This window comes from Alcaligenes sp. (assembly GCF_050255915.1).
Classification (GTDB): Bacteria; Pseudomonadota; Gammaproteobacteria; order Burkholderiales; family Burkholderiaceae_B; genus Alcaligenes; species Alcaligenes aquatilis.
In genome coordinates, this window is sequence record NZ_JBFWIQ010000007.1 from 208,224 (window position 1) to 232,665 (window position 24,442).

19 protein-coding genes, 1 tRNA gene, 1 pseudogene and 2 riboswitches are annotated in these 24,442 nt (G+C 55.7%); of the genes and pseudogenes, 8 read left to right on the forward strand and 13 right to left on the reverse strand.

The features are described from left to right. Positions 1-21: 21 nt before the first annotated feature. From AB7E06_RS11125 to AB7E06_RS11135, 3 genes are all read right to left on the reverse strand, one after another. The gene (locus AB7E06_RS11125; RefSeq protein WP_427956969.1) at positions 22-1,944 is read right to left on the reverse strand and encodes a PIG-L family deacetylase; all 1,923 of its coding nucleotides are present in this window, start codon (positions 1,942-1,944) and stop codon (positions 22-24) included. 166 nt (positions 1,945-2,110) lie between these two features. Next, positions 2,111-3,274 (reverse strand): NnrS family protein, encoded by a 1,164-nt coding sequence (locus AB7E06_RS11130; RefSeq protein WP_094196519.1) that lies wholly within the window; start codon positions 3,272-3,274, stop codon positions 2,111-2,113. A gap of 79 nt (positions 3,275-3,353) precedes the next feature. Beyond that, positions 3,354-3,833, reverse strand: a complete 480-nt coding sequence (locus tag AB7E06_RS11135; RefSeq protein ID WP_094196520.1) for a MarR family winged helix-turn-helix transcriptional regulator — start codon at positions 3,831-3,833, stop codon at positions 3,354-3,356. Positions 3,834-4,247: 414 nt separating this feature from the next. Here AB7E06_RS11135 and AB7E06_RS11140 point away from each other — a divergent pair, with 414 nt between their 5' ends. Together AB7E06_RS11140 and AB7E06_RS11145 are read left to right on the forward strand one after the other, a co-directional pair. Continuing rightward, positions 4,248-5,387 carry an FAD-dependent monooxygenase gene (locus AB7E06_RS11140; RefSeq protein ID WP_009454531.1) on the forward strand — a complete coding sequence of 380 codons (1,140 nt, stop codon included), beginning with the start codon at positions 4,248-4,250 and terminating at the stop codon, positions 5,385-5,387. A gap of 269 nt (positions 5,388-5,656) precedes the next feature. Continuing rightward, positions 5,657-6,973 carry an MFS transporter gene (locus AB7E06_RS11145; RefSeq protein ID WP_094196521.1) on the forward strand — a complete coding sequence of 439 codons (1,317 nt, stop codon included), beginning with the start codon at positions 5,657-5,659 and terminating at the stop codon, positions 6,971-6,973. Positions 6,974-7,114: 141 nt separating this feature from the next. Here AB7E06_RS11145 and AB7E06_RS11150 read toward each other — a convergent pair whose 3' ends face one another. Both AB7E06_RS11150 and AB7E06_RS11155 read right to left on the reverse strand, forming a co-directional pair. Then, positions 7,115-7,384 carry a hypothetical protein gene (locus AB7E06_RS11150; RefSeq protein WP_094196522.1) on the reverse strand — a complete coding sequence of 90 codons (270 nt, stop codon included), beginning with the start codon at positions 7,382-7,384 and terminating at the stop codon, positions 7,115-7,117. After that, positions 7,381-8,184, reverse strand: a complete 804-nt coding sequence (locus AB7E06_RS11155) for a YggS family pyridoxal phosphate-dependent enzyme (protein ID WP_094198331.1) — start codon at positions 8,182-8,184, stop codon at positions 7,381-7,383. Before AB7E06_RS11155 ends, AB7E06_RS11150 begins: the two co-directional genes overlap by 4 nt. Positions 8,185-8,261: 77 nt before the next feature. On the opposite strand from AB7E06_RS11155, the gene AB7E06_RS11160 reads away from it, so the two are divergent. Next, a complete protein-coding gene (locus AB7E06_RS11160; protein WP_427956976.1) occupies positions 8,262-9,569 on the forward strand; it encodes an aminotransferase class I/II-fold pyridoxal phosphate-dependent enzyme in 1,308 nt (435 codons plus the stop codon). 101 nt (positions 9,570-9,670) lie between these two features. Here AB7E06_RS11160 and AB7E06_RS11165 read toward each other — a convergent pair whose 3' ends face one another. Beyond that, positions 9,671-10,540 (reverse strand): DMT family transporter, encoded by an 870-nt coding sequence (locus AB7E06_RS11165; protein WP_094196524.1) that lies wholly within the window; start codon positions 10,538-10,540, stop codon positions 9,671-9,673. Between the two features lie 85 nt (positions 10,541-10,625). Here AB7E06_RS11165 and AB7E06_RS11170 point away from each other — a divergent pair, with 85 nt between their 5' ends. The 3 genes and pseudogenes from AB7E06_RS11170 to AB7E06_RS11180 form a co-directional block, all read left to right on the forward strand. Next, positions 10,626-11,135 (forward strand): MarR family winged helix-turn-helix transcriptional regulator, encoded by a 510-nt coding sequence (locus AB7E06_RS11170; RefSeq protein ID WP_427956979.1) that lies wholly within the window; start codon positions 10,626-10,628, stop codon positions 11,133-11,135. A 39-nt stretch (positions 11,136-11,174) separates the two neighbouring features. After that, positions 11,175-12,842 carry a VRR-NUC domain-containing protein gene (locus AB7E06_RS11175; RefSeq protein ID WP_427956982.1) on the forward strand — a complete coding sequence of 556 codons (1,668 nt, stop codon included), beginning with the start codon at positions 11,175-11,177 and terminating at the stop codon, positions 12,840-12,842. Between the two features lie 797 nt (positions 12,843-13,639). After that, a pseudogene (locus AB7E06_RS11180) lies at positions 13,640-15,016 on the forward strand (ATP-dependent DNA helicase); the annotation flags it as partial. On the opposite strand, the gene AB7E06_RS11185 reads toward AB7E06_RS11180, so the two are convergent. The 5 genes from AB7E06_RS11185 to AB7E06_RS11205 all read right to left on the reverse strand — a co-directional run bounded on the left by AB7E06_RS11185 (position 14,961) and on the right by AB7E06_RS11205 (position 21,494). Beyond that, the gene (locus AB7E06_RS11185) at positions 14,961-16,322 is read right to left on the reverse strand and encodes a D-amino acid dehydrogenase (RefSeq protein ID WP_094196528.1); all 1,362 of its coding nucleotides are present in this window, start codon (positions 16,320-16,322) and stop codon (positions 14,961-14,963) included. The pseudogene AB7E06_RS11180 and the gene AB7E06_RS11185 sit on opposite strands and share 56 nt — an antisense overlap. 48 nt (positions 16,323-16,370) lie before the next feature. After that, positions 16,371-16,451: riboswitch (glycine riboswitch) on the reverse strand. Positions 16,452-16,455: 4 nt separating this feature from the next. Continuing rightward, positions 16,456-16,543: riboswitch (glycine riboswitch) on the reverse strand. Between the two features lie 224 nt (positions 16,544-16,767). Then, complete coding sequence (gene nadB / locus AB7E06_RS11190) at positions 16,768-18,519, reverse strand: L-aspartate oxidase (RefSeq protein WP_427956985.1); 1,752 nt, start codon at positions 18,517-18,519, stop codon at positions 16,768-16,770. Further along, a complete protein-coding gene (nadA, locus tag AB7E06_RS11195) occupies positions 18,519-19,652 on the reverse strand; it encodes a quinolinate synthase NadA (protein ID WP_427956988.1) in 1,134 nt (377 codons plus the stop codon). The genes nadB and nadA overlap by 1 nt, the downstream gene beginning before the upstream one ends. 210 nt (positions 19,653-19,862) lie before the next feature. Continuing rightward, complete coding sequence (locus AB7E06_RS11200) at positions 19,863-20,909, reverse strand: NADP(H)-dependent aldo-keto reductase (RefSeq protein WP_108727397.1); 1,047 nt, start codon at positions 20,907-20,909, stop codon at positions 19,863-19,865. Positions 20,910-21,077: 168 nt separating this feature from the next. Further along, positions 21,078-21,494, reverse strand: coding sequence for a YkgJ family cysteine cluster protein (locus AB7E06_RS11205; RefSeq protein ID WP_094196532.1), 417 nt, complete (start codon positions 21,492-21,494; stop codon positions 21,078-21,080). 460 nt (positions 21,495-21,954) lie between these two features. On the opposite strand from AB7E06_RS11205, the gene AB7E06_RS11210 reads away from it, so the two are divergent. After that, a tRNA-Val gene (locus AB7E06_RS11210) sits at positions 21,955-22,031 on the forward strand. A gap of 201 nt (positions 22,032-22,232) precedes the next feature. On the opposite strand, the gene trhA is transcribed toward AB7E06_RS11210, so the two are convergent. Then, on the reverse strand, positions 22,233-22,853 hold the full coding sequence (gene trhA, locus AB7E06_RS11215; RefSeq protein WP_094196533.1) for a PAQR family membrane homeostasis protein TrhA: 621 nt from the start codon (positions 22,851-22,853) through the stop codon (positions 22,233-22,235). A 228-nt stretch (positions 22,854-23,081) separates the two neighbouring features. Here trhA and AB7E06_RS11220 point away from each other — a divergent pair, with 228 nt between their 5' ends. Continuing rightward, entirely contained in the window at positions 23,082-23,255 is a 174-nt protein-coding gene (locus AB7E06_RS11220) for a YegP family protein (RefSeq protein WP_003800466.1), read from the forward strand. A gap of 163 nt (positions 23,256-23,418) precedes the next feature. Here the strand turns inward: AB7E06_RS11220 and AB7E06_RS11225 are convergent, their stop codons facing one another. Then, positions 23,419-24,417 (reverse strand): Lrp/AsnC family transcriptional regulator, encoded by a 999-nt coding sequence (locus AB7E06_RS11225; RefSeq protein WP_094196534.1) that lies wholly within the window; start codon positions 24,415-24,417, stop codon positions 23,419-23,421. Positions 24,418-24,442: the final 25 nt, after the last annotated feature.

A 24,442-nucleotide genomic window follows, 5' to 3' on the forward strand; every position in this document is an offset into this window, starting at 1 on the left:
TTTTAAAACGCAGCGTGGAGCTCAAGGCTGCACATAAGGCTGCTTGATAAAGGCGGGGGCTTCACGAAAGGACTGTCCTCCCCCCGGTGGTGGGGGCTGGGTCAGGGCAACTTGCACCCATTGGCCGTGCCGGCGCTCCAGCAGTCGATAGCGCTGCTCGGGACCGACCGGGCGGCTGGCCAGATACAAGGTGCCGTTCAGTCTGTATAGCGCAGGCTGAGAGGCAGACTGTTTGTCCACTTCCCGTTCCTGCCCTTGATCAAGCAGCACAATCGCGCCGCCGGGGTTTTTCTGAACCGCGACAATGACTTGTTCTTTCTCGTCCAGGCTCAGTGCGGGTGTTCCCACATAGTTCAAGCCCAGGTTTTGGGGGGCCGTCCAGCCTTGCTTGCCGCTTTGTGTCAGGCGCAGCAACTGCTGGCTTTGACGGTCGCGCAGATACAACTCAATATGCCCTTGTGCATTCAGGATAGAAGCCAAGCCGCCACTACTGGCAGGAGCAGGAATCGCTTGCCAGTCCTGCCATGTCAAGTCGCTTTGCTGATAGGTCTGGAATAACTGGCCCTGCAAATTGCTGGCAAATATATGGGGGCGCCCTTGTCTATCCAGGCTGAGAGTGGCGGGGTAGGCGGCATGTTCCAGCGCAGGCAGTGCTGTCCAGGCCCCCCAACCGTAGTCGGGCTGGCGCGCGGCGCTCCAATAAAAAAGGCCGTCGGTTCCCATGGCGACCGCCTGACTGTCCCGGCGGCTGACGATAGGGGTATGCAACATGCGAGGGCCGGGTATTTTTTGCCAGGCCAGCCAATCGTTCTCATCGGGGGAGCGGCTGAACCAGACCTGTCCGGTAGCATCACGCGCAAACAGACCAGGGCTCCCGTCTGCGTAGTGAAAGGCGCTTAAGGCTTCGGCTGTGCGTCCGCCCAAGGTCATCCAGCGTTGTTCTTGCACATCCCATTGGTTGATGGCGTCGTTTTGTTCGCCCGAGGCGAAAAAGCTGAGCTTGCCTTCCTTGTCACTTAACAGGCTGGCCGGATAGTCGGCACGGCTAGTGTAGTAACTGCGCTGTACCCATTCGGCGGCGGGGCCGGCGGGTTCCTGACACACAGCGGGGCCTTTGCAGGCGTGTTGGTCGTGCCAGGCGTAGCGTCGGAAAATCTCGGTTTTACTGTGGATTTCATTCAAGGTCAGATTGCGAGCCTGTTCTTGAATGGGATAGTCCACATAGCCAATTTGTGCGTAATTGCCGGGGGCCGCCAGCATGGCCTCCCGAACCAGACGGGCGCTGGCGATATGGTCCGGGTGTCCGTGTCCGGTACAACGCCAGCACAGCTGGGTGTAAGGCACGGGGTTGGTGTCATCCAGATAGCGAACACTGGTGGGCTGATACAGCCGTATCAAGGCGGCCAGTGTTTGGACCAACTGCTCGCGGTTCAGTGTCTGTTGCGGGCTATCCAGTGTTTGTACGGCTTGGCCAGGTACCGATTCTGCGCGGCTCAACGGGGTCAGACTCCCCCAGCCTGGGCCCAGCCAGGGATCTTGCAGACGTAAATGGCTTAGCTGAATACCCGGTCTGGACCGCAAGGTAAATTGCGTGATCGAGGCACTGCCGACCATCAAGCGGGTTTGCTGCCATTCGTTGACCAGCCCGGCCATAAAGGCATAGGCGGCGCGTACACCTTGTTCGCGGCGGTACATATACTCCAGCCCACCTTTGCGTTCACTGGCGGTCAGGTACAGAACCTGCATGCAGGCACCGGCCTGGATACTGCTGGACAGGTCTGGGTTCATGAATAGCAGGTCGTCATCCATATGGCCAACAACGACCAGGTCCCGACTGCCATGACAGGCATCCGCGGCTTGGGTAGAGAGCGGCCAGAGCAAAGCACACAGTCCGCCAAGCAGAATGCGATTCAAGAAGGGGCCAGCCAGACAGGCAAGAGACATGGGATGAGTGCGCGGAATAAACAAGGATCAGAACGATCCGTCCCGCGTTGCTTGCAGAGGATGCAAACAACGTGCCTGCTTAGTATAAGCAGGCACTGTCAGGCAGAAAATAAAGATACATGGCGCCAGGGACTTTGTTTTTTAAAGTGTGGCGCCGATGCTGCGCTCAGTTCAGTCTGGGGCGAATCAACATGGGAGCAAACTGATGCAGGTAATTGAGCATGGCCAAAATCCAGCACAGACCAGAGACATGCAGCAAAGGCAGGCTCCAACTGCTGGGGATCAGGGCCAACAAACGCAAGACGCAGGCAGCAATCAGAAAACCGTAACCCAGCACGACTTTGGGCGTGGCACGCAAGGGGCGACCCAAATGACCTAGAGCGGTACGGGTCAGCATGCCGATAATCATGATGCTGAAACCGGCCAAGCCCACAATATGTACCGGCCAGGCAGCGCGTAGAATCCAGCCTGCTTCATAGGCAGCAGCACTTAACAAGCCGATAGCCAGACCGGCATAGCCCAGGTACAAAATCCACAACAGGGGGGTGTGACGGCTGGCCCACGGTTTCCAGCGTACCCACTGAAAGCAGGCAATCAAGCCCAACGCAGCCAGAACCATAGCCAAAGCCAAGCGCCAGGGGCTCAGTGACAAAGCAATGGCGATGGCGCTCAACCCCATTTGCCAATGACCGCTACGAGTTTGAGCAGGTAGGCTCAAACCCGGCAAGGCACGCATGGCAAAGAAGGGAATGATGCGGCGAGCAATCAGCAAGGTGATCAAACCCATGGTCCAGAAACCGCTGTAGAAGTAGGGCATGGGATCTTGCCCTTGCAGCAGGCTGTACATGAACAGGGCATGGCTCAGGCCCAAGGCCAGCATGGCAAGGGGGATGCCGTAATTGCGTTTGTTGCGAGCGATCAGAATCACACGGGCCAGTTCAGCGGCGGCAACAGCAAAGAACAAGGCATCCAGCAGCAAGGCGGCGATCAAGCCGTTGGGAAGCAACAGGCTCAAACGTGCCAGAATCCAGATCAAACACAAGGCCCCCAAAGAGGAGCCGCGCAGGGTGGGCTGTCCTGTCCAGGTGGCACTGGCTGTCAACAAAAATCCCACGGCAATGGTGCCGATAAAGGCCCAGAGCATTTCATGAGCATGCCAGTACAGGGAGGGGATGGCTGCATTGGCCAGCCAGCCGGGCGCATAGAGCCAGAGCGCAATGCTGGCCGCGCCCCAAAGCGTGGCTAAAAGATAGAGGGGTCGAAACCCCAGTTCCAGGAATGCGCGCCATTGTGGGCGAGTAGAGACGGGGGAGGCAGTTAAAGGAGTCATGGCAGATCAGTTAAAAGATGTATTTTAAATATATCTTAAAGGCCGAATAAAACATAGTCTCTTCAAGTGATGTTTGGCCTTATTCCTTGTCGCTCATATCCAGCGTGCTATCGATCATTTTGCGCAGCAGATAGACGATGGCCACGCGTTCTGCAGGGTTCAGATTGCCCATGGTCAGTTCGCTGATGGTATGGGCGCGCGGGATGACGCGATCGAGCAGTTCCTGCCCTTGTTGGGTCAGCTCCACAATCACCTTGCGTCTGTCATCTTTGTCCGGTGCCAGTTCGATCAGATTGCGCGACTTCAGGCGCTGAATAATGCCCCGTATGGTGGCCTGGTCTACCGCCGTGGCTTCGACCAGCTCGGTTTGCGAGCTGGGGCCGTGATCGCGCAGGGCGCATAAAGTCACGAACTGAATAGCGGTTAGCTGGGTGTCGCCCACGTAATGCTGAAAGATGGCCGTGTGCCGTTGGCCAGCCTTGCGCAGCAGGTGGCCGATTTGTTCGGTGACATCGTAGGACAAGGTTTGAGGCTCAGAAACGGGGGAGGTAGGCTGCATAGTCTTTCTGTCTTGTTGTGGAGTGGGCAGGCCAGTTGCGTAACAACTGGGCAAAGTATACCTGTCCAAGGAGCCGTTCACGCCTGATTCAGATCAGTTGCTATGCATATAAAGTATTTGCTGTTTCAGGGTGTGCACCGCAATAAACAAGTCTACACACTGTTAAATTCATAAATTAAATAAATTTTATGCTTCGATGGTCAAGGCTTGCCTTTGTTTTAAATTTTTGTTTTAAGCTGTTGATTTTAATCTGGTAATTGGTTTTAAAACTAAGGTTATAAGCAGTTTTTCGATAGCTGATGGTAGGTATAAACCCTAGCTCGATCACCTGTTTTCATGCTTAAACTTAGTGTGTACACTACTAAAAAACATGTAGTGAGCACTTTTAATTTGTGCCGTGATTTGGAGCTAACGATGGAAAAAACAGTCAAGATTGCGATTGTAGGGGCCGGTCTTGGCGGAGCCGCTGCGGCGACTCTGTTGCAGCAAGCTGGCTTTGAGGTAGAAGTATTTGAACAGGCGCCAGAATTCTCGCGTTTGGGTGCCGGTATCCACGTGGGCCCCAACGTGATGAAGATTTTCCGCCGTATGGGTTTGGAAAAAGCGCTGGACGATATGGGTTCGCACCCGGACTTCTGGTTCAGCCGTGATGGTGAAACGGGCGACTACCTGTCCCGTATTCCGTTGGGCGAGTTTGCCAAGAAAGAATACGGTGCGTCGTACATCACCGTGCATCGTGGTGATATGCATGCTTTGCAAATTGACAGCATCAAGCCCGGCACCGTGCACTTTGGCAAGCGTTTGCAAAACCTGGTGGATCGGGGTGACGACGTGCTGCTGGAGTTTGCCGATGGCACCAGCGTGACAGCTGACATTGTGATTGGGGCTGATGGTATTCACTCCAAGATCCGCGAAACCCTGCTGGGTGTCGAAGATCCGATTTACAGCGGCTGGGTGGCCCACCGTGCCCTGATCCGTGGTGAGAATCTGGCCCGTTTTGCCGATGAGTTCGAGGACTGTGTGAAATGGTGGACCGATGACCGTCACATGATGGTGTACTACACCACTGGCAAGCGCGATGAGTACTATTTTGTGACTGGCGTGCCACATCCGGCCTGGGATTTTCAGGGGGCGTACGTAGACAGCTCGCAAGAAGAGATGCTGGCCGCATTTGAAGGCTATCATTCCACGGTTCAGAACCTGATCAAATCGACCGAAAGCATTACCAAGTGGCCATTGCGCAACCGCAATCCGCTGCCTTTGTGGAGCCGTGGTCGTCTGGTCATGTTGGGTGATGCATGTCATCCCATGAAGCCACATATGGCCCAAGGTGCTTGCATGGCGATTGAAGATGCCGCCATGTTGACTCGCTGCTTGCAAGAGACCGGTTTGTCGGATTTCCGCACAGCCTTCGATCTGTACGAGCTCAACCGCAAAGAGCGCGCGACGCGTGTTCAGTCCGTGTCCAACGCCAATACCTTCTTGCGCACGCAAGAAGATCCGGCCTGGGTTTACGGCTACGACCTGTACGGTCAGGACCTGAAGTCCAGCTAAGCCGTGCGCTGCGCTGAACTCGGGAGCGATCCGGGTGCAGCGCATCAATCTGATCGGGTCCCGCTGTGCATGGCCTCTCTATAGGGATAGAGCTGGGCATGTGCAGTCGGGAGTCACTGTTGATACATCATTTCTCATCCGTAAACAGTCTGCAGCCCAATGGGGGGAGTGCGGACGTGTTCAGGGTCCTGCTGTGTTCTGTCAGGCGCTGTTTTTAGGCAGTTTTCTGGTTCACCAGGCATACCAATAATTATCTGGAGATATACAAGGTGCATTCATCCATCCAAAGTCCCACGGCGGTGCCTGCAGGCCGGGACGGAAACGGAGATCTCTACAAAAAGATCGTCTGGCGTCTGATCCCATTCCTGTGTTTTTGTTATTTGGCAGCGTATCTGGACCGCATCAACGTCGGTTTTGCCAAGCTGCAAATGCTCGATCATTTGCAATGGAGTGAGACAGCGTACGGCCTGGGGGCCGGGCTGTTCTTTCTGGGTTACATCCTGTTCGAGGTGCCCAGCAATTTGATTTTGGAACGTGTCGGTGCCAAGCTGTGGATTGCCCGCATCATGATTACTTGGGGCATCTTGTCTGGCCTGACCATGTTTGTCACCACACCTACGCAGTTCTACATTCTGCGTTTTGTGCTGGGTGCGGCAGAAGCGGGTTTCTTGCCAGGTGTGCTGTACTACCTGACCCTGTGGTTTCCTACCTACCGACGCGGCAAGATCATTGCCTTGTTCATGATCGGTTTGCCCCTGTCCAGCGTGATTGGTGGTCCTTTGTCCGGTTGGATTATCGGTCACTTTGATCACATGAACGGCTGGCGTGGTTGGCAGTGGTTGTTTCTTTTGGAAGCGATTCCCAGCGTGCTGCTTGGTATTCTGACTTTCTGGGCCTTGCCGAACAACTATCAATCTGCACAGTGGCTTAGCAAGGAAGAGAAGTCTCGGCTGGCTGCTGATCTGGCTGCCGACGATGCCGAAGGCAAGGGCGTCAAGCACAGCTTTAAAGATGGTTTCTTCAACCTGAAAGTGTGGATGCTGGGCGGGATTGACTTCTCCATTCTGCTAGGCACGTACTCCATCAGTTTCTGGATGCCGTCCTTTATTCGTGCTGCCGGTGTGCAAGATCCCTTCCAGATTGGTTTGATGACGGCGATTCCCTCGCTGGCCGGTGTAGCAGGCATGTTGATGATTGGTGCCAGCTCGGACCGTTGCCGTGAACGTCGCTGGCACTTGATCGTGCCGCTGACCATCGGTGCGATTGCCTTGGTTGCCAGTACTTTTGTGGCTCATCACGCCTGGTTGACTGTTCTGGCCTTTACGGTGGCCTCGGCTGTGATTATGGGTGCTGTGCCTGTGTTTTTCAGCTTGCCGGCTACCTTCTTGAAAGGTACTGCAGCAGCAACGGGTTTTGCGCTGGCATGTTCCTTGGCCAATATTGCCGGTCTGGTCAGTAACTCCTTGATTGGTTGGGTTACCGACCTGACCGGTTCGGGCAGCGCCGCTTTGTGGCTGTTTGCCGGTAGTTTGATGGTGAGCTGCTTGTTGGCGTACGCCTTGCCTGCCAAACAGGTGAACCGCTAAGTTGCTGTTTGTTCCTGCAGGCTGAAACACAAAAACCATACCTGGCTCTTGGCCGGGTATGGTTTTTTATAGTTGCGGCGTCTTGAGAACGCCGCTTTGACGAACCGCAGTGACGGGCTTGTGGCCGACCACTGATCAGGATCAGGCAGAAACCTTGCTGCCTTGCTGCAACCAGGCTTGCAAATCAGCGGTTTCGTATAGAACCTGTGCGCTCAGAACGCGCAAGCCGTGCGGGCCGCTATCCAAAATACGGTGCTCGCCTTTGGCTTGTTGCAGTTCCAGCTCGCTGTCAGGCAGCGTCATCAGGTGGCGAGCCACGGCAATCAGTTGTTCGGGCGGGCAGCAGGGGCTGGATTCAAAATGTCCGACTTCTTTACCGTTTTGGCGCAGGATCAGGCGTAATGGATTCATGATGTTGTTGCCGTATCGGAGACGGGCCAGTAAAAGTTGTTGGGCGTGGCGCGTGCACCAAAAATGGCTTGTCCAACGCGCACAATGGTGGAGCCTTCGGAAATGGCGACTTCATAGTCACCCGACATACCCATGGATAGTTCACGAATGTTTTCAGCGTGGGCAATGTCGTTGCGCAGTTGATCACGCAAATTGCGCAGCAGGGCAAAGCAGGGCCGTACCCGCTCCGGATCGGCGTCCATCAAAGCCAAGGTCATCAGACCTTTGACTTTCAAGGCAGAAAATTGTGGTAATTCGCGCACGAAAGCGTGTACTTCTTCGGGTGGCAAACCGAACTTGCTGTCTTCGCTGGAGGTGTTTACTTGCACGAAGACGTCCAGGCTGCGGCCTTCAATTTGTAGACGGCGGTCCAGCGCTTCAGCGGTCTTGAGCTTGTCCAACGCATGAAATTCAGAGGCAAAGCGCGCAACGGACTTGGCTTTATTGCTTTGCAGGTGTCCAATAACAGCCCATTCCAAATCTGGCAGTTCTTCGCGTAGCGCTTCGTACTTGCCTTCGGCTTCCTGCACCTTGTTCTCGCCCAATAAGCGACAACCGGCCTGGTAGGCCAGGCGGATGCGGTCAATCCCGAAGGTTTTGCTGACAGTAAGTAAACGGACATCGCCAGCAGCACGCCCATAGCGTACGCAGGCAGCATCAATTCTTTGTTGTACCAGGGCAATGCGTTCCCGAAATGCCTCTACACTGGTGGAGGTGGGATAATGCTCGGTGTGAAGTAGATCAGGGGCGGATTCGGACATGGCGCACCAGTAAGGAAGAAAAAAAAGATAAACTCGACCCTGCGGGTCGCGCATAAACTATTATGTCATAGGTCAAAATGAATATCCAGGGAAGCAACGCGAAGGAACTTTTCGATGATATCCGACAGCAAGTGGCACTGGGGCGAATTGCTCCGGGCCAGATTTTGCCGCCGGTACGCGAGCTGGCTCAAACACTGGGATTGAACCGGAATACGGTAGCCCTGGCATACAAGCGCCTGGTCTCGGCCGGGGTGGCCGATGCACAAGGACGTCGTGGCACACGGATCCGTGAGGCGATCCGGGAGCTGGCACGCGAAGGGCATGGCGCCAGCTCAGCCTTGCAGGATTTGGCCAGCGGCAATCCGGCGCTGGGCTATTTGCCTGCGCCCACCCAATTGACGGCTGGGGTACGCGGTCAAACCCAGGCTCTATACGGTGCGGACCCTCTGGTGCCTGAGTTGCGTGCCGTGTGCCAGCAGGTGTTTCATAAAGACACACCGTCAGACACCGATTATCACGTCAGCTACGGTGCGGTCGATGCAATCGAGCGTTTGCTGCAAGCCTTTTTGCTGGCGGGCGATAAAGTTGGGATTGAAGATCCTGGCTATCTGAACAGCATCAACTCGGTGCATACGCTGGGCTACAAGCCAGTGGGTATTGAGGTTGATAGCGAGGGGATTGTGCCGGCCTCGCTGCAAGCCGCTTTGGAGGATGGCCTGCGCGCTTTGATCTTGACACCACGTGCGCACAACCCCACGGGATGCTCACTGAGCCGTGCTCGTGCCAAGCAGATCGAGCAAATTCTGAAGCAGTATCCCGAATTGCTGTTGATGATTGACGACCACTTCTGGATGCTGGCCAGCAGCTCTTACCGAAACGTGATTCCTGCCGATCATTTGCGCTGGGCCTTGATTCGTTCAGTGTCCAAGGGTCTGGGGCCGGATTTGCGCGTGGCTCTGGTGGCGTCGGATCTGCAAACCAGCGAACGCTTGTCGCAACGTTTGGCTTCGGGGGCGCAATGGGTCAGCCATCTTTTACAGCAAATGGTGGTTCATGGGCTGACGGATGCCGAGATCAAGGCGCAGACTCGTGTTGCGCAAGCTGCCTATGTGCAGGCTCGCGCCGACTTGATGCACGCCTTGAAAAAGCAGAGCATTCCTTTTTGGGATAGCGAGGAAGGCTTCAATCTGTGGATTCCGCTGGATCGGGAAGCCGAGCCGGTATTGGCGGGATTGGCTGCACGTGGCTGGCTGGTGCGATCCGGACAAGTCTTTGGTGTGAGCAGTCCTGCTCAAGGCTTGCGTGTCAGTTTTGCGAATCTGAATGCCAAAGACGCCCAGCGCTTTGCAACAGATTTGGCCCAAGTCCTGCAAGAACGCTATTAGTCACTATCTTGCTGCTTCTAACGGAGTAGCAAGATAGTGAACTCTCTTACGCGCCCATCCAGATCATTGAAAGGGGCGCTATTTTTATGGGCGCAAGATATTTATTTGGCCGGGCGATTGCTGATCCACTGTACTGCCAGCACACTGCCCATCACCAAAATAATGCCCAGCAGGCTGGAGCCTGTCATGGCCTGACCTAAAATCAGCCATCCCAGAATCACGGCGGTCAGCGGACTGAGCAGGCCCAGCGAGGACACGGCCACAGAGGGCAAGACGGCAATCCCGCGGAACCACAGGGTATAGGCCAGCAGCGCACCGACCAGACACAGGTAGAGGTAGCCGCCGATTTGTACGCCGCTCAAGGAGCTGTCCAGTGGTGGGTCCAGCCATAAAGCCAGAGGGGCAAGCATCAAACCGCCCAACATCAATTGCCAGGCCGTGAAAGCCAGAATCGGCATGCCACTACGCCAGCGATGCGACAAGTAGGTGCCCATGGCCATGCACAAGGCCCCGACAATGGCCGCGACCATGCCCCAGGTATCCCATTGGCTCTCTGGCGAAAGTAGCAAAATACCCATGCCGATGATGCCGATCACACAAGCGACCAAGGCCAGGGTGACAGGGCGTTTACCTTCTAGCGCCCAGGCCAGGGCAATCACCACCAAGGGTTGAGCTGCTCCTACGACGGCGGCCAAACCACCCGGCAAGCGGTAAGCCGCAACGAATAACAGCGCCTGAAATGCGCCAATATTCAAGGCCGCCAGAATCAGGGTACGCCCCCAATCACCTCGGGCAGGCATGCGTCGGCTCCACAAGAGCAGCATCACGCCAGCGGGAAAGCAGCGCAAAAAGGCCGCGATGAAAGGGCGATCGGGCGGTAGGATTTCGGTGGTAACAATGTAGGTGGAACCCCAGATGGCGGGGCCTAATGCGGTCAAGGCCGTCACCAGCCAGAGAGAAAGACGGTTCATAATAAAAGTATCTTGATATCGAGATAAATGCCAGTGTAGGGATGATTTATCTTAATATCAAGATAAATATCGAAATCGAGAAATCATGAGCGAAGAACACGACGCGGTAGACCTGATCATCAATCAGTGGCGCGAACAACGGCCAGATTTGCAGAATCTGGGCGCCATGGCCTTGCTGGGCCGCATGACGCGCTGCTTCCAACTGGTCCAAAAACAGATGAGCGACAACTTCAGACGTCACGGCCTGCAGTTGGGCGAGTTTGATGTGCTGGCCAGCCTGCGCCGCTCCGGCCCGCCGTACACCTTGGCACCCACCGCCTTGTTTTCCACCTTGATGGTCAGCTCCGGCACTATGACGCATCGTTTGCAGGGCCTGGAAAAGCAGGGCTTGATCGAACGCATTGCCGACCCGGAAGATGCCCGCCGTATTCTGGTGCGTTTGAGCCCAGCGGGTCTGGCCTGTGTGGATGCGGTTGTGGTGGACCATTTGGCCAATGAAGAAAATTTGCTGGAAGGTCTGGATCCCACGCAGCGGCAAAGTCTGGATACCTTGTTGCGCGACTGGATGCGCTTGTTGGAGTCGCGCCAGGCTTGAAGGAATGCTAAAGTAGCTGGATATATACACAGCCTGCTTATGACCCCGCCCGAGCTTCCTCCTTTTTACTATCTGCATAATTTCCATCAGGTTTTGCAGTGGGTACAACACACCAGTTCCGACCTGCTGGAGCCTGAACACGTCCAGTGCGGCCATCGTTTTGTGCATGCTTCCCAGCCTGCACAAGCCCTGTTGGTGCGCTTGCTGATGCGTAAAGGCCCGGTGTTTCGTATCGACAAGTTGCGTTATGCCGAGATCGAAAACCTGGATGCGGCAGTGCAAGAGCTGGCGGCTTGCGAGCTAATAGAAACCGATCCTGAGCTGGATCTGGAAACCTTGTTTGCCGTCCATACAGTGCCTGAGCTGCGCCGTTTGTTCAGTGATCTGCCAGCCGCCGGGCGCAAATCGGACTATCTGGAATGGATTGGGCAGGCTCACGGCGAACAGGCTCGGCCTTTTATGCAGTGGTGTGCCGATCCAGTCCTGCAAGCTCCCACACTGCGCCTATCACCGCAAGTCATGCATTGGGCACAGCGTTTGCAGTTGCTGTTCTTTGGCAACCATTATCAGGACTGGTCCGAGTTTGTGCTGAGCGATCTGGGCCTGTATCGCTACGAAACCGTGGTTCTGGATCAGGCCAGTCGGGCGTTTCGCCACAATGAGGACGTGCGCTTGTATGAAACCTTGTCCGAGCTGCGAGACGCACAGGATGAGGCCGACCCCGATCTTTGGATACAGCGCTTTGCCGCCGTTCAAGCAGTTGAGACTGACAGCGACTGGCTGCAACGACGTAAGGCAAAAACCCTGTTCCAGCTAGGCCAGCAAGCCGAACGTCAACATTGGTGGGCCTTAGCCGAACAAGCGTATTTGCAGACAAGCTGGCCGGGAGCCCGTTACCGCCAATTGCGGGTATTGGAGCGTCAGGAGAATCATCAAGGTGCCTGGCCCTTGTTTTGTCAGGCGTGGAACCAGCCCGAAAATGAAAGCGAAACCCAGAAGTTGCTGCGTATGTTGCCTCGCATGCGTCGCAAACTGGCGGTAGACGCTCCGCCCAGCTCGCCTTCCAATAAACCCGCAAGCCGCACACAACGCAGTGATCTGGTTTTGTTTGATGACGGCAATCGGGTCGAATCGCAGGTGCTGGCTCATTGGTACAGCCCCTTGGCACCTGTGTTTTACGTAGAAAATGCCTTGTTCCCGGCCTTATTGGGCTTGTTGAGCTGGGAGGCTATTTTCGCTCCCTTGCCTGGTGCGTTTTTCCACCCCTATCAAGCTTGTCCGGCCGATTGGGGTAATCCGGACTTTGTATCGCGCAGGCAAAACTTGTTTGAGCAGTCTTTGAGTGTGCTGGACGGCGCAGACTATAAAACCGTGATCTGGCAACGCTGGCAGGAAAAGCGTGGCATACAGTGCCCCTTGCTGATCTGGCCTGCCTTGGATGAAACCTTGATCGAGCAGGCCTTGCATTGCATCCCCGCCCAGCACTTACAACTGGTGTTCAAGCGTATCTTGCAGGATTGGCGGGACAACCGTTCCGGCCTGCCGGATTTGGTGCGCTTCATGCCTGCCCAGCAAAGCTATGAATTGATTGAGGTAAAAGGTCCCGGAGACCGCTTGCAGGACAACCAGCGGCGTTGGCTCAGTTATTTCGAGCAGCATGCCATCCCTGCGCGTGTCTGCTATGTGACTCGGCCTGAATCACTATGAAAGCCTGGACGGTCGGCGTACGCGCCTTATGTGAATTTACCGCCCGCAGCGGGGATCTGGACCTGCGTTTTACGCCTGCGGCCACGGCGCAAGAAGGTATTCTGGGTCACCAGCAGTTAAAGCTGCGTCGCCCCGAGCACTATGAAGCCGAAGTGCCGCTGTCCTATGAGATGGAAGGGCTAGTGGTGCGTGGTCGAGCCGATGGGTTTGATCCCGTCAGCAATTGTCTGGAAGAGCTGAAAACCTATCGAGGTGCTTTTGATGCCATTCCCGAGCACCATAGACGCCTGCACCAGGCGCAAGCCAAAGTCTATGCGGCCATGCTTTGCCAGGCGCGCGATTTGCCGGGAATGACCGTCAGCGTGGTGTATTACCACGTGGACAAGCACAAAGAAACCAGTGTCTCTGAATACCTGGGGCGCGCGGATCTGTGGGCCTTTTTTGAGCAGCAATGCCGCTTGTATCTTGAGTGGGGGCGGCAGGAGCAAAAGCATCGGCTGGCGCGTGATCAAGCTTGTACTGCTTTGCAATTTCCCTTTGATCAGTTTCGTGCGGGTCAGCGGCAACTGGCCGTAGCCGCGTTCCGGGCTCAGCGCGATGCACAGTGCCTGTTAGCCCAAGCGCCAACCGGTATCGGCAAAACCTTGGCAGTCGTATTTCCCGGCCTGAAAGCCATGCCGGAGGCGGGACTGGATAAGCTCTTTTATCTGACGGCTAAAAATTCGGGTCGGCAAATGGCCTTGGACGCCTTGCAGCGTTTAAACCCAGAAGGTGAGGGCGCGTGGCGGGTGCTGGAAATGGTGGCCCGCGACAAGCAGTGCCCCAATCCGGATAAAGCCTGCCATGGCCAATCCTGCCCCCTGGCTGAAGGCTTTTACGACCGGCTTCCTGCGGCCCGTCAGCAAGCTCTGGAGCAACCCATGCTAACTAGCCAGCGCTTGCAAGAAGTGGCTAGCGAACACCAGGTCTGCCCCTATTACTTGAGCCAGGAAATGCTGCGTTGGGCGGACGCCATTGTGGGTGACTACAACTATTTTTTCGACACACATGCGGTGCTGTATAGCCAGACTCTGGTTCAGCAATGGCGCAGCGCTGTTCTGGTGGACGAAGCACACAACTTGGTAGAACGCGCCCGTTCCATGTATTCCGCGTCCTTCTCGCAAGTGCAGTTGCGCATGGCGCGTAAAGCCGCGCCTTCGGCCTTGAAGCGTCATTTCACGCCGTTGACTCGCTTGATGGAGGATTTGATACCCGAGGAAGGGGGCGATCAATGGGGGCTGGAAAAAATCCCGGAGGATCTGCTTGAACAGTGCGACTATCTGGCAGCCCGCTTAGGGGCCTATGTGGCTGAGAATCCCATGCCGCAAGACAGCCCCTTGCTGCAGTTTTATTTTGAGCTGCTGTACTTTGTGGACCTGGCCGGACAGTTCGGCTCGCATTCCTTATTCGATATTTTGGCGCAGCGCGATGGTGTGCTCCTGAACCTGCGCAATATTGTGCCTGCTCCGTTTCTGGCTGAACGCTATGGCGACGCGCACGGTGTGGTGCTGTTCTCCGGCACCATGAACCCCTCACAGTTTTATCGTGATGTCTTGGGTTTGCCGCCAAGTACAGCTGAGTTGAACGTGGCATCGCCGTATCGGGCCGAGCAACTACGAGTACGCCAATATGCCGGTCTGTCTACGCGCTATGCTGACCGGGCCCAGAGCCTGGGCGGGGTCTGCGACATTGTCGGGCAGGCCTACCAGGAGCAGCCGGGCAACTATCTTTTGTTCTTGAGCAGTTTTGACTATCTGGAGCAAGTTAGCCAGGCCTTGCAGGAGCGCTGGCCGGATATGCCGCTTTGGCATCAGCAGCCGGGCATGAGCGATCTGCAAAGAACGCAGTTTCTGGACCGCTTTACGCTGGACGGAAAGGGAGTAGGTTTGGCAGTGCTGGGAGGGGCGTTTTCAGAAGGGGTAGATTTACCCGGTAAACGCTTGATCGGTGCTTTTATTGCCACCCTGGGTTTGCCGCAATTCAACCCGGCCAATGAGTCTGTGCGGCAAGTCATGGCCCGGCTCTTTGGGGAGCGGCGGGCCTATGACTATACCTATCTGTATCCGGGACTACGCAAGATTACACAGGCCGCGGGTCGTGTGATTCGCGATGAACAGGATCAAGGTTTTGTGTATCTGCTGGACGAGCGCTATGGGCAGCGGCGGGTGCAGCAGTTGCTGCCGGACTGGTGGCAAATTGAGCAGGTGCGGACTGACGCTCGTTCTGGGCAATCACTTCGGTAATGATCTGCGCGGTGGCCGCTGACAGCGTCCAGCCCAGGTGACCGTGGCCAGTGTTGTAGTACACGCCCGGGCGGCTGCCTGCTTTTACGCGCGGCATCATGTCCGGCATCATGGGACGCAAACCAGCCCACGGTACAACACGATCGGTCGCGGCATCGTGGAAGTTGCGGCGGGTCCAGTTGGTCAGCGGGGCGATACGGTCGGCGCGAATGTCCTTGTTGGCACCGTTGTATTCCGCCGTACCGGCCACGCGCAGACGATCTTTGCCCAGGCGGCTGGTCACAATCTTGGCTTCTTCGTCCAGCAAGCTGACCCAAGGGGCGGCATGTTGGGCTTCGGGCGTATCCAGATACACCGAAATCGAATAGCCTTTGACGGGGTAGATATTGATGTAGTCGCCCAGCATATGGGCCAAGTGACGGCTGCCTACGCCAGCGCACACCACCAAGGAATCGACAGACAGCGTATGGGTGTGGGCTTCAGCGCCTTCACCGGTACGCAGCTGGATACGGTGTGGTGGGCCACAATCAATACCCAGAACTTCTGTATCTTGCAGGAACTTCACGCCGCGCTTGGCGCAGGCATCGGCCAGACCGCGTGTGTATTTGTGAATATCGCCCGTGGCGTCCGAAGGCGTAAAGAAACCGCCGTAATAGGTGCCTTGCAAGGCAGGTTCAATCTGGTGGATTTCCTCGTTGGTAACGGTTCGGCGCTCCAGACCGCCTTTTTGCAGCAGTTGGCTGACTTTCTTGCCAGACTCAAAGCCGCCGGGGGTGTGGTAAATGTGCAGAATACCGCGCTGTTCCAGGTCGAAATCAATGTTTTCGTCCTTGGCCCATTGGTACAGATTCTCGCGGGCGGTAATGGCCAGCTTGACGGTGTCTATGGTGTTGCGCTCGTAACCGGAAATCGCGCCTACAAACTGCGCCATCCAGCTGTATTTGTGCCAGCTTGGCTTGGGGTTGAACAGCAGCGGGGCGTCTTTGCGCATCATCCACTTCAAGCCCTTGAGTATGGTGCTGCGGCTGTTCCAGACCTCGGCATTGCACGCGGACAACTGCCCGCCGTTGGCAAACGAGGTTTCCATGGCGGGGTAGCGCAGGCGGTCGATAACGGTAACTTGATAGCCTTTCAGGCTGAGGGCGTAGGCGGTGGTGATTCCGGAAATACCGGCGCCAATGACGGCAATATGCGACATAACAGGCTCCTGACAGGTGAATTACCACCGAGTAGTGGCAATACCCCATCTGTCCTGTGACCTGAGAGTTTATCCAACCGATGTTTCAGGCTGGGCTCCTTCGGTGGGCGTCATGCGCCGCTCTCCAGAGTGTCGGGCTGGTACGATCCTTTTGCCTGAGAGATTCCGGGGTGGTTGCTCCGTCGGCGCCTGACTGAACAGGTCTCTTTCATACCGCCTGTAGTGACGCAACTACAGTAGCTGTGCTTACAAAAGTTTGCAATCAGGGTAAACCGGGAGCTGCATGCAGCGCTTGGGGGATTTCTATGGATAGATGCAATTGTTGGCTAAGCCCGGAAAATTGTTGAGACTGCCGGTCCTTGATACCGAGTTATTACTTACTTTTTCGCTTAATGTGGGCCCGACATGTCGTTGATTCCCGAGCGGTGCTTGTTTCTTTATGGACTTAGTCCAGGCGGTAATGCGCACCCAGACTGCGTGGTCGATCCAGGGCGGCCCGGGTAAGCAGCCAGGCGGTGTCCAGTTGTAGGCTGAGGGTCCGTTGATCCAGGCTGGGGGGCAGAAGGCTAATTTGCCCGTGCCAATGGTCCAGGGTGTGCAAGGCCTGGATCAGTCCCTGGTGATTGCGTAGCAAGCCGACATGCTCTTGCATCAAGTTGCGCAAGGCGGGCAGAGAAGGGGGATTGTTGGTGGATGAGCTGTGGTTTTTATGGCTGCCGTTGCCGCTGCCGTTGCTATAGCTATTGTTTCCGTCATATTGGCAAGCTTTGTCGTTGTTGGCGATGATTGCGTTTTCCACTGCATCAGCTGCCGTGGCTGTCATAAGGGAAGGTCGTGGATTCGAGCTTGAACTAGAGTTCAAACTTAAACCCCAATTGGGGCTGGCACTAGCCTGTGAGCTGGAACTGGAGCTTGGATTTGAGTTTGTGTATGAACATGAACTTGAAATCGAACTTGTATTTGCAGCATCTGTCTCCGGGACCAAAGCTGAACGCTGGGTCCTCTTGCTTCTAGCAATCGCCTCGGCAGCCGCCCGCCCCATGACGACGCACTCCAGCAAGGAGTTGCTGGCCAAGCGATTTGCTCCATGTAAACCTGTGCGGGCTACTTCCCCCACGGCATATAGACCAGGCACCGTCGTGCGGCCTGACATGTCTGTTTGAATTCCCCCGCAACTGTAGTGCGCGGCAGGCGCAACCGGCACCCAGTCCCGACGTAAGTCCAGACCCCGGCATAAACCTTCTTCCAGGGCTTTGGGGAAATGCTGCTGTAAGGTATCCGCACCAAGATGGCGTACATCCAGCCAGACATGGCTACTACCTTCTTGCCGCATATGTGCGGCAATAGCACGCGACACAATATCGCGTGGAGCCAGCTCCGCTCTGGCGTCGTAATCCGGCATAAAGCGGCGACCTTGCTTGTCCAATAAATGACCACCCTCACCACGCAAGGCTTCAGTCAGCAGAAAGGTTGGACCCTCTGCATGCAGGCAGGTCGGATGAAACTGCACAAACTCCAGATCCCGTATGGCAGCACCTACGCGCCAGGCCAAGGCAACCCCTTCGCCCAAGGCGCTATCGGGATTGGTGCTGTGCGCATACAGGCTGCCCAGCCCGCCTGTTGCCAGCACGACATGGTCCGCAAAAATGGTTTCGTAGCGGTGGGTGTGTTTGTCGTAAATATCCACGCCAGCCACTGCGCCTTGTTCGTTGCGGCGCAGAGTCAATGCCAGACAGTCTGTACGCTGCTGAACATGAGGGGCTTTAGCCAATTGAGGAGCCAAAGCCTGCATGATGGCGTAGCCGCTGGCATCGGCCGCATGCACGATGCGCCGCCGACTGTGCCCACCCTCACGGGTCAGATGCAATTGGCCATCTTCGGTTCTGTCCAGAGGCACCTGCCTTTCCAGTAGCCAATGCACTGCATCTGGTGCGGCTTGCAAAATCCCGCGTACTGCCTCCTTATCCGAGTGCCGAGCGCCGGCTTCCAGTGTGTCTTCAATGTGTTGTTCCAGGCTGTCCTGGGCACTGAGCACAGCCGCCAGACCGCCCAAGGCCATCGGGCTGGCCCCGCAAGGAACGGGGGCGCTGCTGAGTAAAGTGACATGCATCGAGGAAGGCAAGGACAGGGCCAGACTGGTGCCTGCCAGCCCCGCACCGATGATCAGCACCTGCGTCTGTGTTGAGCCTGACTGCATTAAGCGGCTCCTACATGTTGGAATTGCTGGCTGTGCTCGGCCAAGTCCGCACTGACGCGTAAATTGCTTTGCTGAGCAGCCGCAAAATCCATCATGCGTTGCAAGGAGCGTCGTGCGCCCTCACGTAGATCCGAGGCCACTTGAATACCAGGGCCTGGTTGACTGAGACGTTGACGCAAAGCCTCCAGACTGTTCAACGCCATCCAGGGGCAATAGGCACAACTTTTGCAGGTGGCACTCTCGCCCGCAGTTGGTGCTGCCAGAAAGGTTTTGCCCGGCGCCTGCTGGCGCATGGCATGCAAGATTCCTTGATCGGTGGCGACGATAAAGGTGTCGGCAGAATGATTGATGGCAGCGCGCAGTAGCTGCGTTGTCGAGCCAACCACATTCGCCAGCGCAACAACAGAAGCGGGTGATTCGGGATGAACCAGAACCTGGGCATCAGGGTGCTCACTCATCACAGCCTTCAAACCATCGGCCTTGAATTCGTCATGCACCAGGCAGGAGCCTTGCCAGAGCAGCATATCTGCGCCGGTTTGTTTTTGGATATAGGAGCCCAAATGACGATCCGGTGCCCACAGAATCTTTTTCCCTTGTGCGTGTAAATGCCGCACGATGTCCAGGGCGATGGAGGACGTCACAACCCAATCCGCCTGTGCTTTGACGGCTGCGCTGGTATTGGCATACACCACCACTTCCCGGTCTGGATGCGCAGCACAAAACTGCTTGAAATCCTCGGGGGCGCAACCCAGATCCAGCGAACACGTCGCCTCGTCATGTACAGCCAACACACGTTTGTCAGGGCTCAAAATCTTGGCCGATTCGGCCATGAAACCCACGCCGGCCACCAACACTGTGCTGGCCGTATGCTCCTGCCCAAAGCGCGCCATCTCCAGGGAGTCACCCACGCAGCCGCCAGTCTCCAAGGCTAGATCCTGAATATCGGGGTCCGTGTAATAGTGGGCGACCAGCACGGCGTCTTGCTCCTTCAACTGCTTGGCTAAGGCTTGCTTCAGCGCGGCTTTATCGCTTTGCACGCTGAGTTTGGGAGGGACGTCATGCCAGGTGATTTGACGACTCAAAGCGTCCTTGGCGTCCGGCTGGCAGACATCAATGGGATAGCGCTGTATCATGTTTGTCCTTGATGCTCATTTTGAGCATAAATAGATGAAAAAAATGGGAAATGGGAATTTCTGAACGGGAAGTCGTATGTCTCTCTTGTTATGCTTTTTTTGAGCATAAATAAAAAATCAGCATTGTGCAAGCGCAAGAACGGAACAGAGGAATAAAAAAGAGGGGTGCCCTGCTTTGGGTTTATGTGCCCAAAGCAGGGGGAGATCCTGTTAAGGCGCGGGATTCGGTGTGTGGTGATGAATCGCGTTGATCTTGGCGATCAGCTCATCGTTCAGTTGAACATCCGCACTGGCGATGTTCTCGCGCAGTTGTTCCAGTGTGGTCGCACCGATCAGATTGCTGCTGGTAAAGGCTTGCTGATTCACCCAGGCCAGGGCCAATTGAGTGGGCGTCAAACCGTATTCGCGAGCCAGCTCGTTGTAGGCCAGCGCGGCTTCACGGGCACGCGGTGCATCGTAGCGGGTAAAGCGGTTGTACAAGGTCAAACGTCCTTTTTCGGGGCGAGCGCCGTTGTCATATTTACCCGTCAACACACCCATTGCCAATGGCGAATACGCCAGCAGACCCAGGCCCTCATAACGGCAAAATTCGGACAGACCTTCTTCAAACACGCGGTTCAGCAAGTTGTAGGGGTTCTGGATGGTGGCAATCAAAGGCAGGGAGCGCGAGCGAGACAACTCCAGAAAGCGTGAGACACCCCAAGGCGTTTCATTGGACACACCGATGTGACGCACCTTGCCTTGACGCACAAACTCGTCCAGTACCGAGAGGGTCTCTTCGATAGGGATGGTGTCTTCTTCTTTCCACGGGTAGCTACGCTGTCCAAACGTCACCGTACTGCGATCTGGCCAGTGCAATTGATACAGGTCCAGATAGTCTGTTTGCAGCCGACGCAGGCTGTCATGCAGGGCTTGCTCCAGATTCTTGCGATCCAGGCTGGTGCCGCCATTGCGGATATGACCAGGGCGCTTGGGGTCACGTTGGGGACCGGCAATTTTGCTGGCCAGAACAATGTCCTTGCGGCGGCCGGTTTTAGCCAGCCAGGTGCCGATATATTGCTCGGTCAAACCTTGCGTGGCCGCCATGGGGGGAACAGGGTACATCTCGGCGGTATCCACCAGATTCACACCCAGTTCCAGGGCAAGATCCAGTTGAGCGTGCGCATCGGCCTCGCTGTTCTGTTCCCCGTACGTCATGGTGCCCAAACCAATCAGGCTGACGTCCAGGTCTGTATTGCCCAGCTTGCGGTATTTCATTTACTTCGACTCCCGAAAGCGCAGGGCCGGGCGGCCCTACAAACCGTGCATGGTAGCGTATTTAGCCTGCTTGCCGGTGTGCTGATTGAACTGATTCTTTATAAAAAAACCATCGCAAGTTATTTACGATGGTTTTGCGTTGAGGCACTACTGTAGTACTGAGCGATTTCAGGCCGCCTCATCATGCTCCGGCAAAGCAGGTGGAGCAGGCAAAGGACGACTAGGCAGCAAAGGTAGGCCGTGCTTGCTGCGCAAACGCTGGCAATCCACATTGGGGCTGCCATCCAGCTCCCAGATTTGGTAGTCACGACAGGGGGTGGGGCGATCCGGATAAATAGCGCAATGAATCCCGGGCTGGCCCAACGTTCCGCGCAAGGCGATACAACGACCTTCACCTTGCTCGGTTCCCTTCATGCAGGCGCGTAATGGACCAACCTGGGTGGTCAACTCGACCGGCACCGTACCGCCCGTTTCACCGCTTAGTTCACCGCTGTAAAAAGAGACCCGAAAATGTGAACAGCACACGCCGCAGCTTAAACAGGGGTTTTCATCAAAAATCTCGTCATTGGGAGGCGTATAAAGCACCGTCTCCAGTGTGGTTTCCTGAACGCCAGGTAAATCCAGCAGTTGAGTCGGGGTAGGCGGGAGAGAAGAGCAAGTCATGTGCGTAGGTGTCCCGTAGCGGCCGCAGATCCGTTTCAGACGAGATCGATGATCTGCAGGCGTAAAGCAATTATTTTATTTTTGCCCGAAGAACTTGGATAGAAAAATCGTGTGGTGATGGGCTAGCTTGATGCTGGCTGGAGACAGATTGTGTGTATCCATATGTTTCATTGCTCTGCCTAGCCAGGCGGGGCGTGAATTTCTGAAAATCTGCTTGTTTTTTTGTTTAGTACTTATAAAACAAAGGATTGCACGATTTCTTTGGCCTGAGGAGCTAATTTTGCAGAGAGTCCATAAAAAAAAGATCATCTTTTTTATAGAAAAACACGAAATAGTGTTGACAGCCCCATAGGGAAGATCTATTATTTCATTTCTTCACCGCAGGCGGTTAGCTCAGTTGGTTAGAGCGCTACGTTGACATCGTAGAGGTCGCTGGTTCGAATCCAGTACTGCCTACCAGAATACATGCACACAGCTCCACGCTGTGCCAAGAAAAGCCCCAAAGATCAATGCTTTGGGGCTTTTTTGTTGCCCAGCGTTCCAAGCTGCGCCAAGGTATTTTGGGGGCATGAATCGGGGCATGGCTATTTGGGATGCTTTCTCCTGCTGTTCATCCAGATAGTCCGTCCCCCATTGTTTCAGCGATCTTTGTACTTCACCTTACGTCACGACATACTGGGAGATCGCAAAAAAATGCGCTGCGCTGCCAGCCAGCACGAATAGATGCCAGATACCGTGCCAATGACGAAAACGCTCGTCAAACACAAAGAAAACAATTCCAGCGGTATAAATTGCACCACCTGCTGCCAACCAGGAAAAGCCCTGCGAGCCCAAATTGGAAGCCAACGGCCCTAACGCCAATAATACAATCCATCCCATAACGGCATAAATCACCAGCGACAATACGCGCGCGGGCGAACGGGGGCGGATATCTTGAACAATGCCAATGACTGCCAAGCCCCAGACCACACCAAACAGACTCCATCCCCAAGGCCCTCGCAGCGTTACTAGGCAAAAGGGCGTATAGCTGCCAGCAATCAGCAAGTAGATGGAAAAATGATCCATCTTCCGGAATACGTTTTTGGCTCGTCCCTTGAAGCAGTGGTACAGGGTGGAGATCAGGTAAAGCAGGATAAGCGTGGCGCCATAGATGGCCGTGCTGGTGATGCGCCAGGGATCGCCAGTAAAACTGGCCATGACGAGCAACCAGGATACGCCGCCCACAGCCAGGACAGCACCGATCAGGTGTGTCCAGGCGTTGAATCGTTCACCGTGATACATGATTTTCTCTTCTCTCCAAATAGGTGGTAGGCAGATTGTAAGACTGTCGCCGTAAGGGGAAAGCGTAGTGGATAAATCAGGGTTTCGTATTGGTGTGTGTCAAGTCCGGGCCTAGGTACATGGCCTAGCGTACCGAGACGGTCAGGTAAACCCCAATTTCTGCTGAACCCGCCCGGCTCTAGGATGGGAGCAGCGCGACGTGCGTTCTTATTTCAGGGAGGGGGCATCATGAAATTTGTGCTTTATAAAGACAAAGGCGGTGAATGGCGGTGGCGATTCAAGGCGGCAAATGGAAATATTATTTGTGTCAGTTCGGAAGGCTATACCAGCAAGCAGAGCGCACAAAACAGCATTGAGTCTGTGAAGAAAGGGATACCCGATGCTCCAGTGGTCGAGGAGTAGGTAAAAAGCCTGTTTCCCGCCTTGGTCATCCAGGCGGGTCTGGCCGGTCTGGCACGGACAAGAGTTTATGTCTATGAAGCCAAGTGCAGATGCTCACGGCTGGGCGGCATAAGCCATGCTGCGTGGCGATGAGCAGGCCGGCCTGTCCTCCTTTTTCAACTGACTATTCCTCCTGTGCCGACTCCTGGCCGCGCACGATACCGCAGCGTTTATGAGCTTGCATGACGATTGCAACGTTGCTGTTGAGTACGCCTTCTATTTCCCCCAGCCGACGTGTCACCACATCCCAGAGCTGCAGGCTATCTCGGCACAAAATGTGCCAGAAAAGCTGTGAGGGGCCACTGGTACCGAACAGGCAACGGGTATTGGGATCTTGCGCCAGGTGCGCCGCCAAGGTATTGACGGCTTGAGGGCGTACTTGCACGGATACCACCGCTTCAACTGGGAATCCCACCAAAGCGGGCTCCACTTCAACCCTGAACGACAGCGCTTTGCGCTCCACCAAATGCTGCAACAGTCGCTGGGCAGTAGGTTCGCTCACGCCCGCCTGCTCCGCCAGTTCGGCCAGGCTGGCCCGTCCATCTCTTTTTAGCCAGTTGGCGATTCGCTGTTCAGCCTCGTTGAGCGCAAGGGGGGTGTGTGCGGAGCTTGTATCGGTAATGCCGGCTGGGTCGGCCTGTATGCGCCATTGACCTGCGCGGCGAAAAGACCGTAGGACCAGGCGTGCATCGACGTGCTCGACTCCTGGCATGCAGGGCAGAATGCGGGTCACCAGTTCGGGCATGTCTGCTTCATCGGCCAGAGTCAGTTCAGCCATCAGGTCTGCTGAGCCGGCCAAGGTGACAACCAATTGGCAGTTCTCCATTTGGGCCAGTGTGTCAGCCACGTGAGGGACCTGACCGGCGTGGCAACGCATCCAGGCATGCAGTACGACCCCCTTGCCTGTTGCCAGCGGGTCGGTTTCTGCAATCACGCGTAATGCACCCGTTTCCAACAGACGTTTGATTCGCCTGCCCACGGTACGTTCGGCAATGTCTGCGGCTGCGCCCAGCTCCCGCCAGGAGGCCCGTGGATCTGCCTGCAAGGCAATCAAGCAGGCCAGATCGGTGTCATCGAGCGTGGGCAGCAAGGGTTTACCCTTGCTTGACGTGACCATATTCATCTAATTAACCTTCTTCAATTGCTAA

What these genes read in the sequence shown, in the direction of transcription:
- AB7E06_RS11125 (WP_427956969.1), bottom strand. Translation starts at nt 1,944, where the DNA reads ATGTCTCTTGCCTGTCTGGCTGGCCCCTTCTTGAATCGCATTCTGCTT.
- AB7E06_RS11130 (WP_094196519.1), bottom strand. Translation starts at nt 3,274, where the DNA reads ATGACTCCTTTAACTGCCTCCCCCGTCTCTACTCGCCCACAATGGCGC.
- AB7E06_RS11135 (WP_094196520.1), bottom strand. Translation starts at nt 3,833, where the DNA reads ATGCAGCCTACCTCCCCCGTTTCTGAGCCTCAAACCTTGTCCTACGAT.
- AB7E06_RS11140 (WP_009454531.1), top strand. Translation starts at nt 4,248, where the DNA reads ATGGAAAAAACAGTCAAGATTGCGATTGTAGGGGCCGGTCTTGGCGGA.
- AB7E06_RS11150 (WP_094196522.1), bottom strand. Translation starts at nt 7,384, where the DNA reads ATGAATCCATTACGCCTGATCCTGCGCCAAAACGGTAAAGAAGTCGGA.
- AB7E06_RS11155 (WP_094198331.1), bottom strand. Translation starts at nt 8,184, where the DNA reads ATGTCCGAATCCGCCCCTGATCTACTTCACACCGAGCATTATCCCACC.
- AB7E06_RS11160 (WP_427956976.1), top strand. Translation starts at nt 8,262, where the DNA reads ATGAATATCCAGGGAAGCAACGCGAAGGAACTTTTCGATGATATCCGA.
- AB7E06_RS11165 (WP_094196524.1), bottom strand. Translation starts at nt 10,540, where the DNA reads ATGAACCGTCTTTCTCTCTGGCTGGTGACGGCCTTGACCGCATTAGGC.
- AB7E06_RS11170 (WP_427956979.1), top strand. Translation starts at nt 10,626, where the DNA reads ATGAGCGAAGAACACGACGCGGTAGACCTGATCATCAATCAGTGGCGC.
- AB7E06_RS11175 (WP_427956982.1), top strand. Translation starts at nt 11,175, where the DNA reads ATGACCCCGCCCGAGCTTCCTCCTTTTTACTATCTGCATAATTTCCAT.
- AB7E06_RS11185 (WP_094196528.1), bottom strand. Translation starts at nt 16,322, where the DNA reads ATGTCGCATATTGCCGTCATTGGCGCCGGTATTTCCGGAATCACCACC.
- nadB (WP_427956985.1), bottom strand. Translation starts at nt 18,519, where the DNA reads ATGCAGTCAGGCTCAACACAGACGCAGGTGCTGATCATCGGTGCGGGG.
- nadA (WP_427956988.1), bottom strand. Translation starts at nt 19,652, where the DNA reads ATGATACAGCGCTATCCCATTGATGTCTGCCAGCCGGACGCCAAGGAC.
- AB7E06_RS11200 (WP_108727397.1), bottom strand. Translation starts at nt 20,909, where the DNA reads ATGAAATACCGCAAGCTGGGCAATACAGACCTGGACGTCAGCCTGATT.
- trhA (WP_094196533.1), bottom strand. Translation starts at nt 22,853, where the DNA reads ATGTATCACGGTGAACGATTCAACGCCTGGACACACCTGATCGGTGCT.
- AB7E06_RS11220 (WP_003800466.1), top strand. Translation starts at nt 23,082, where the DNA reads ATGAAATTTGTGCTTTATAAAGACAAAGGCGGTGAATGGCGGTGGCGA.
- AB7E06_RS11225 (WP_094196534.1), bottom strand. Translation starts at nt 24,417, where the DNA reads ATGAATATGGTCACGTCAAGCAAGGGTAAACCCTTGCTGCCCACGCTC.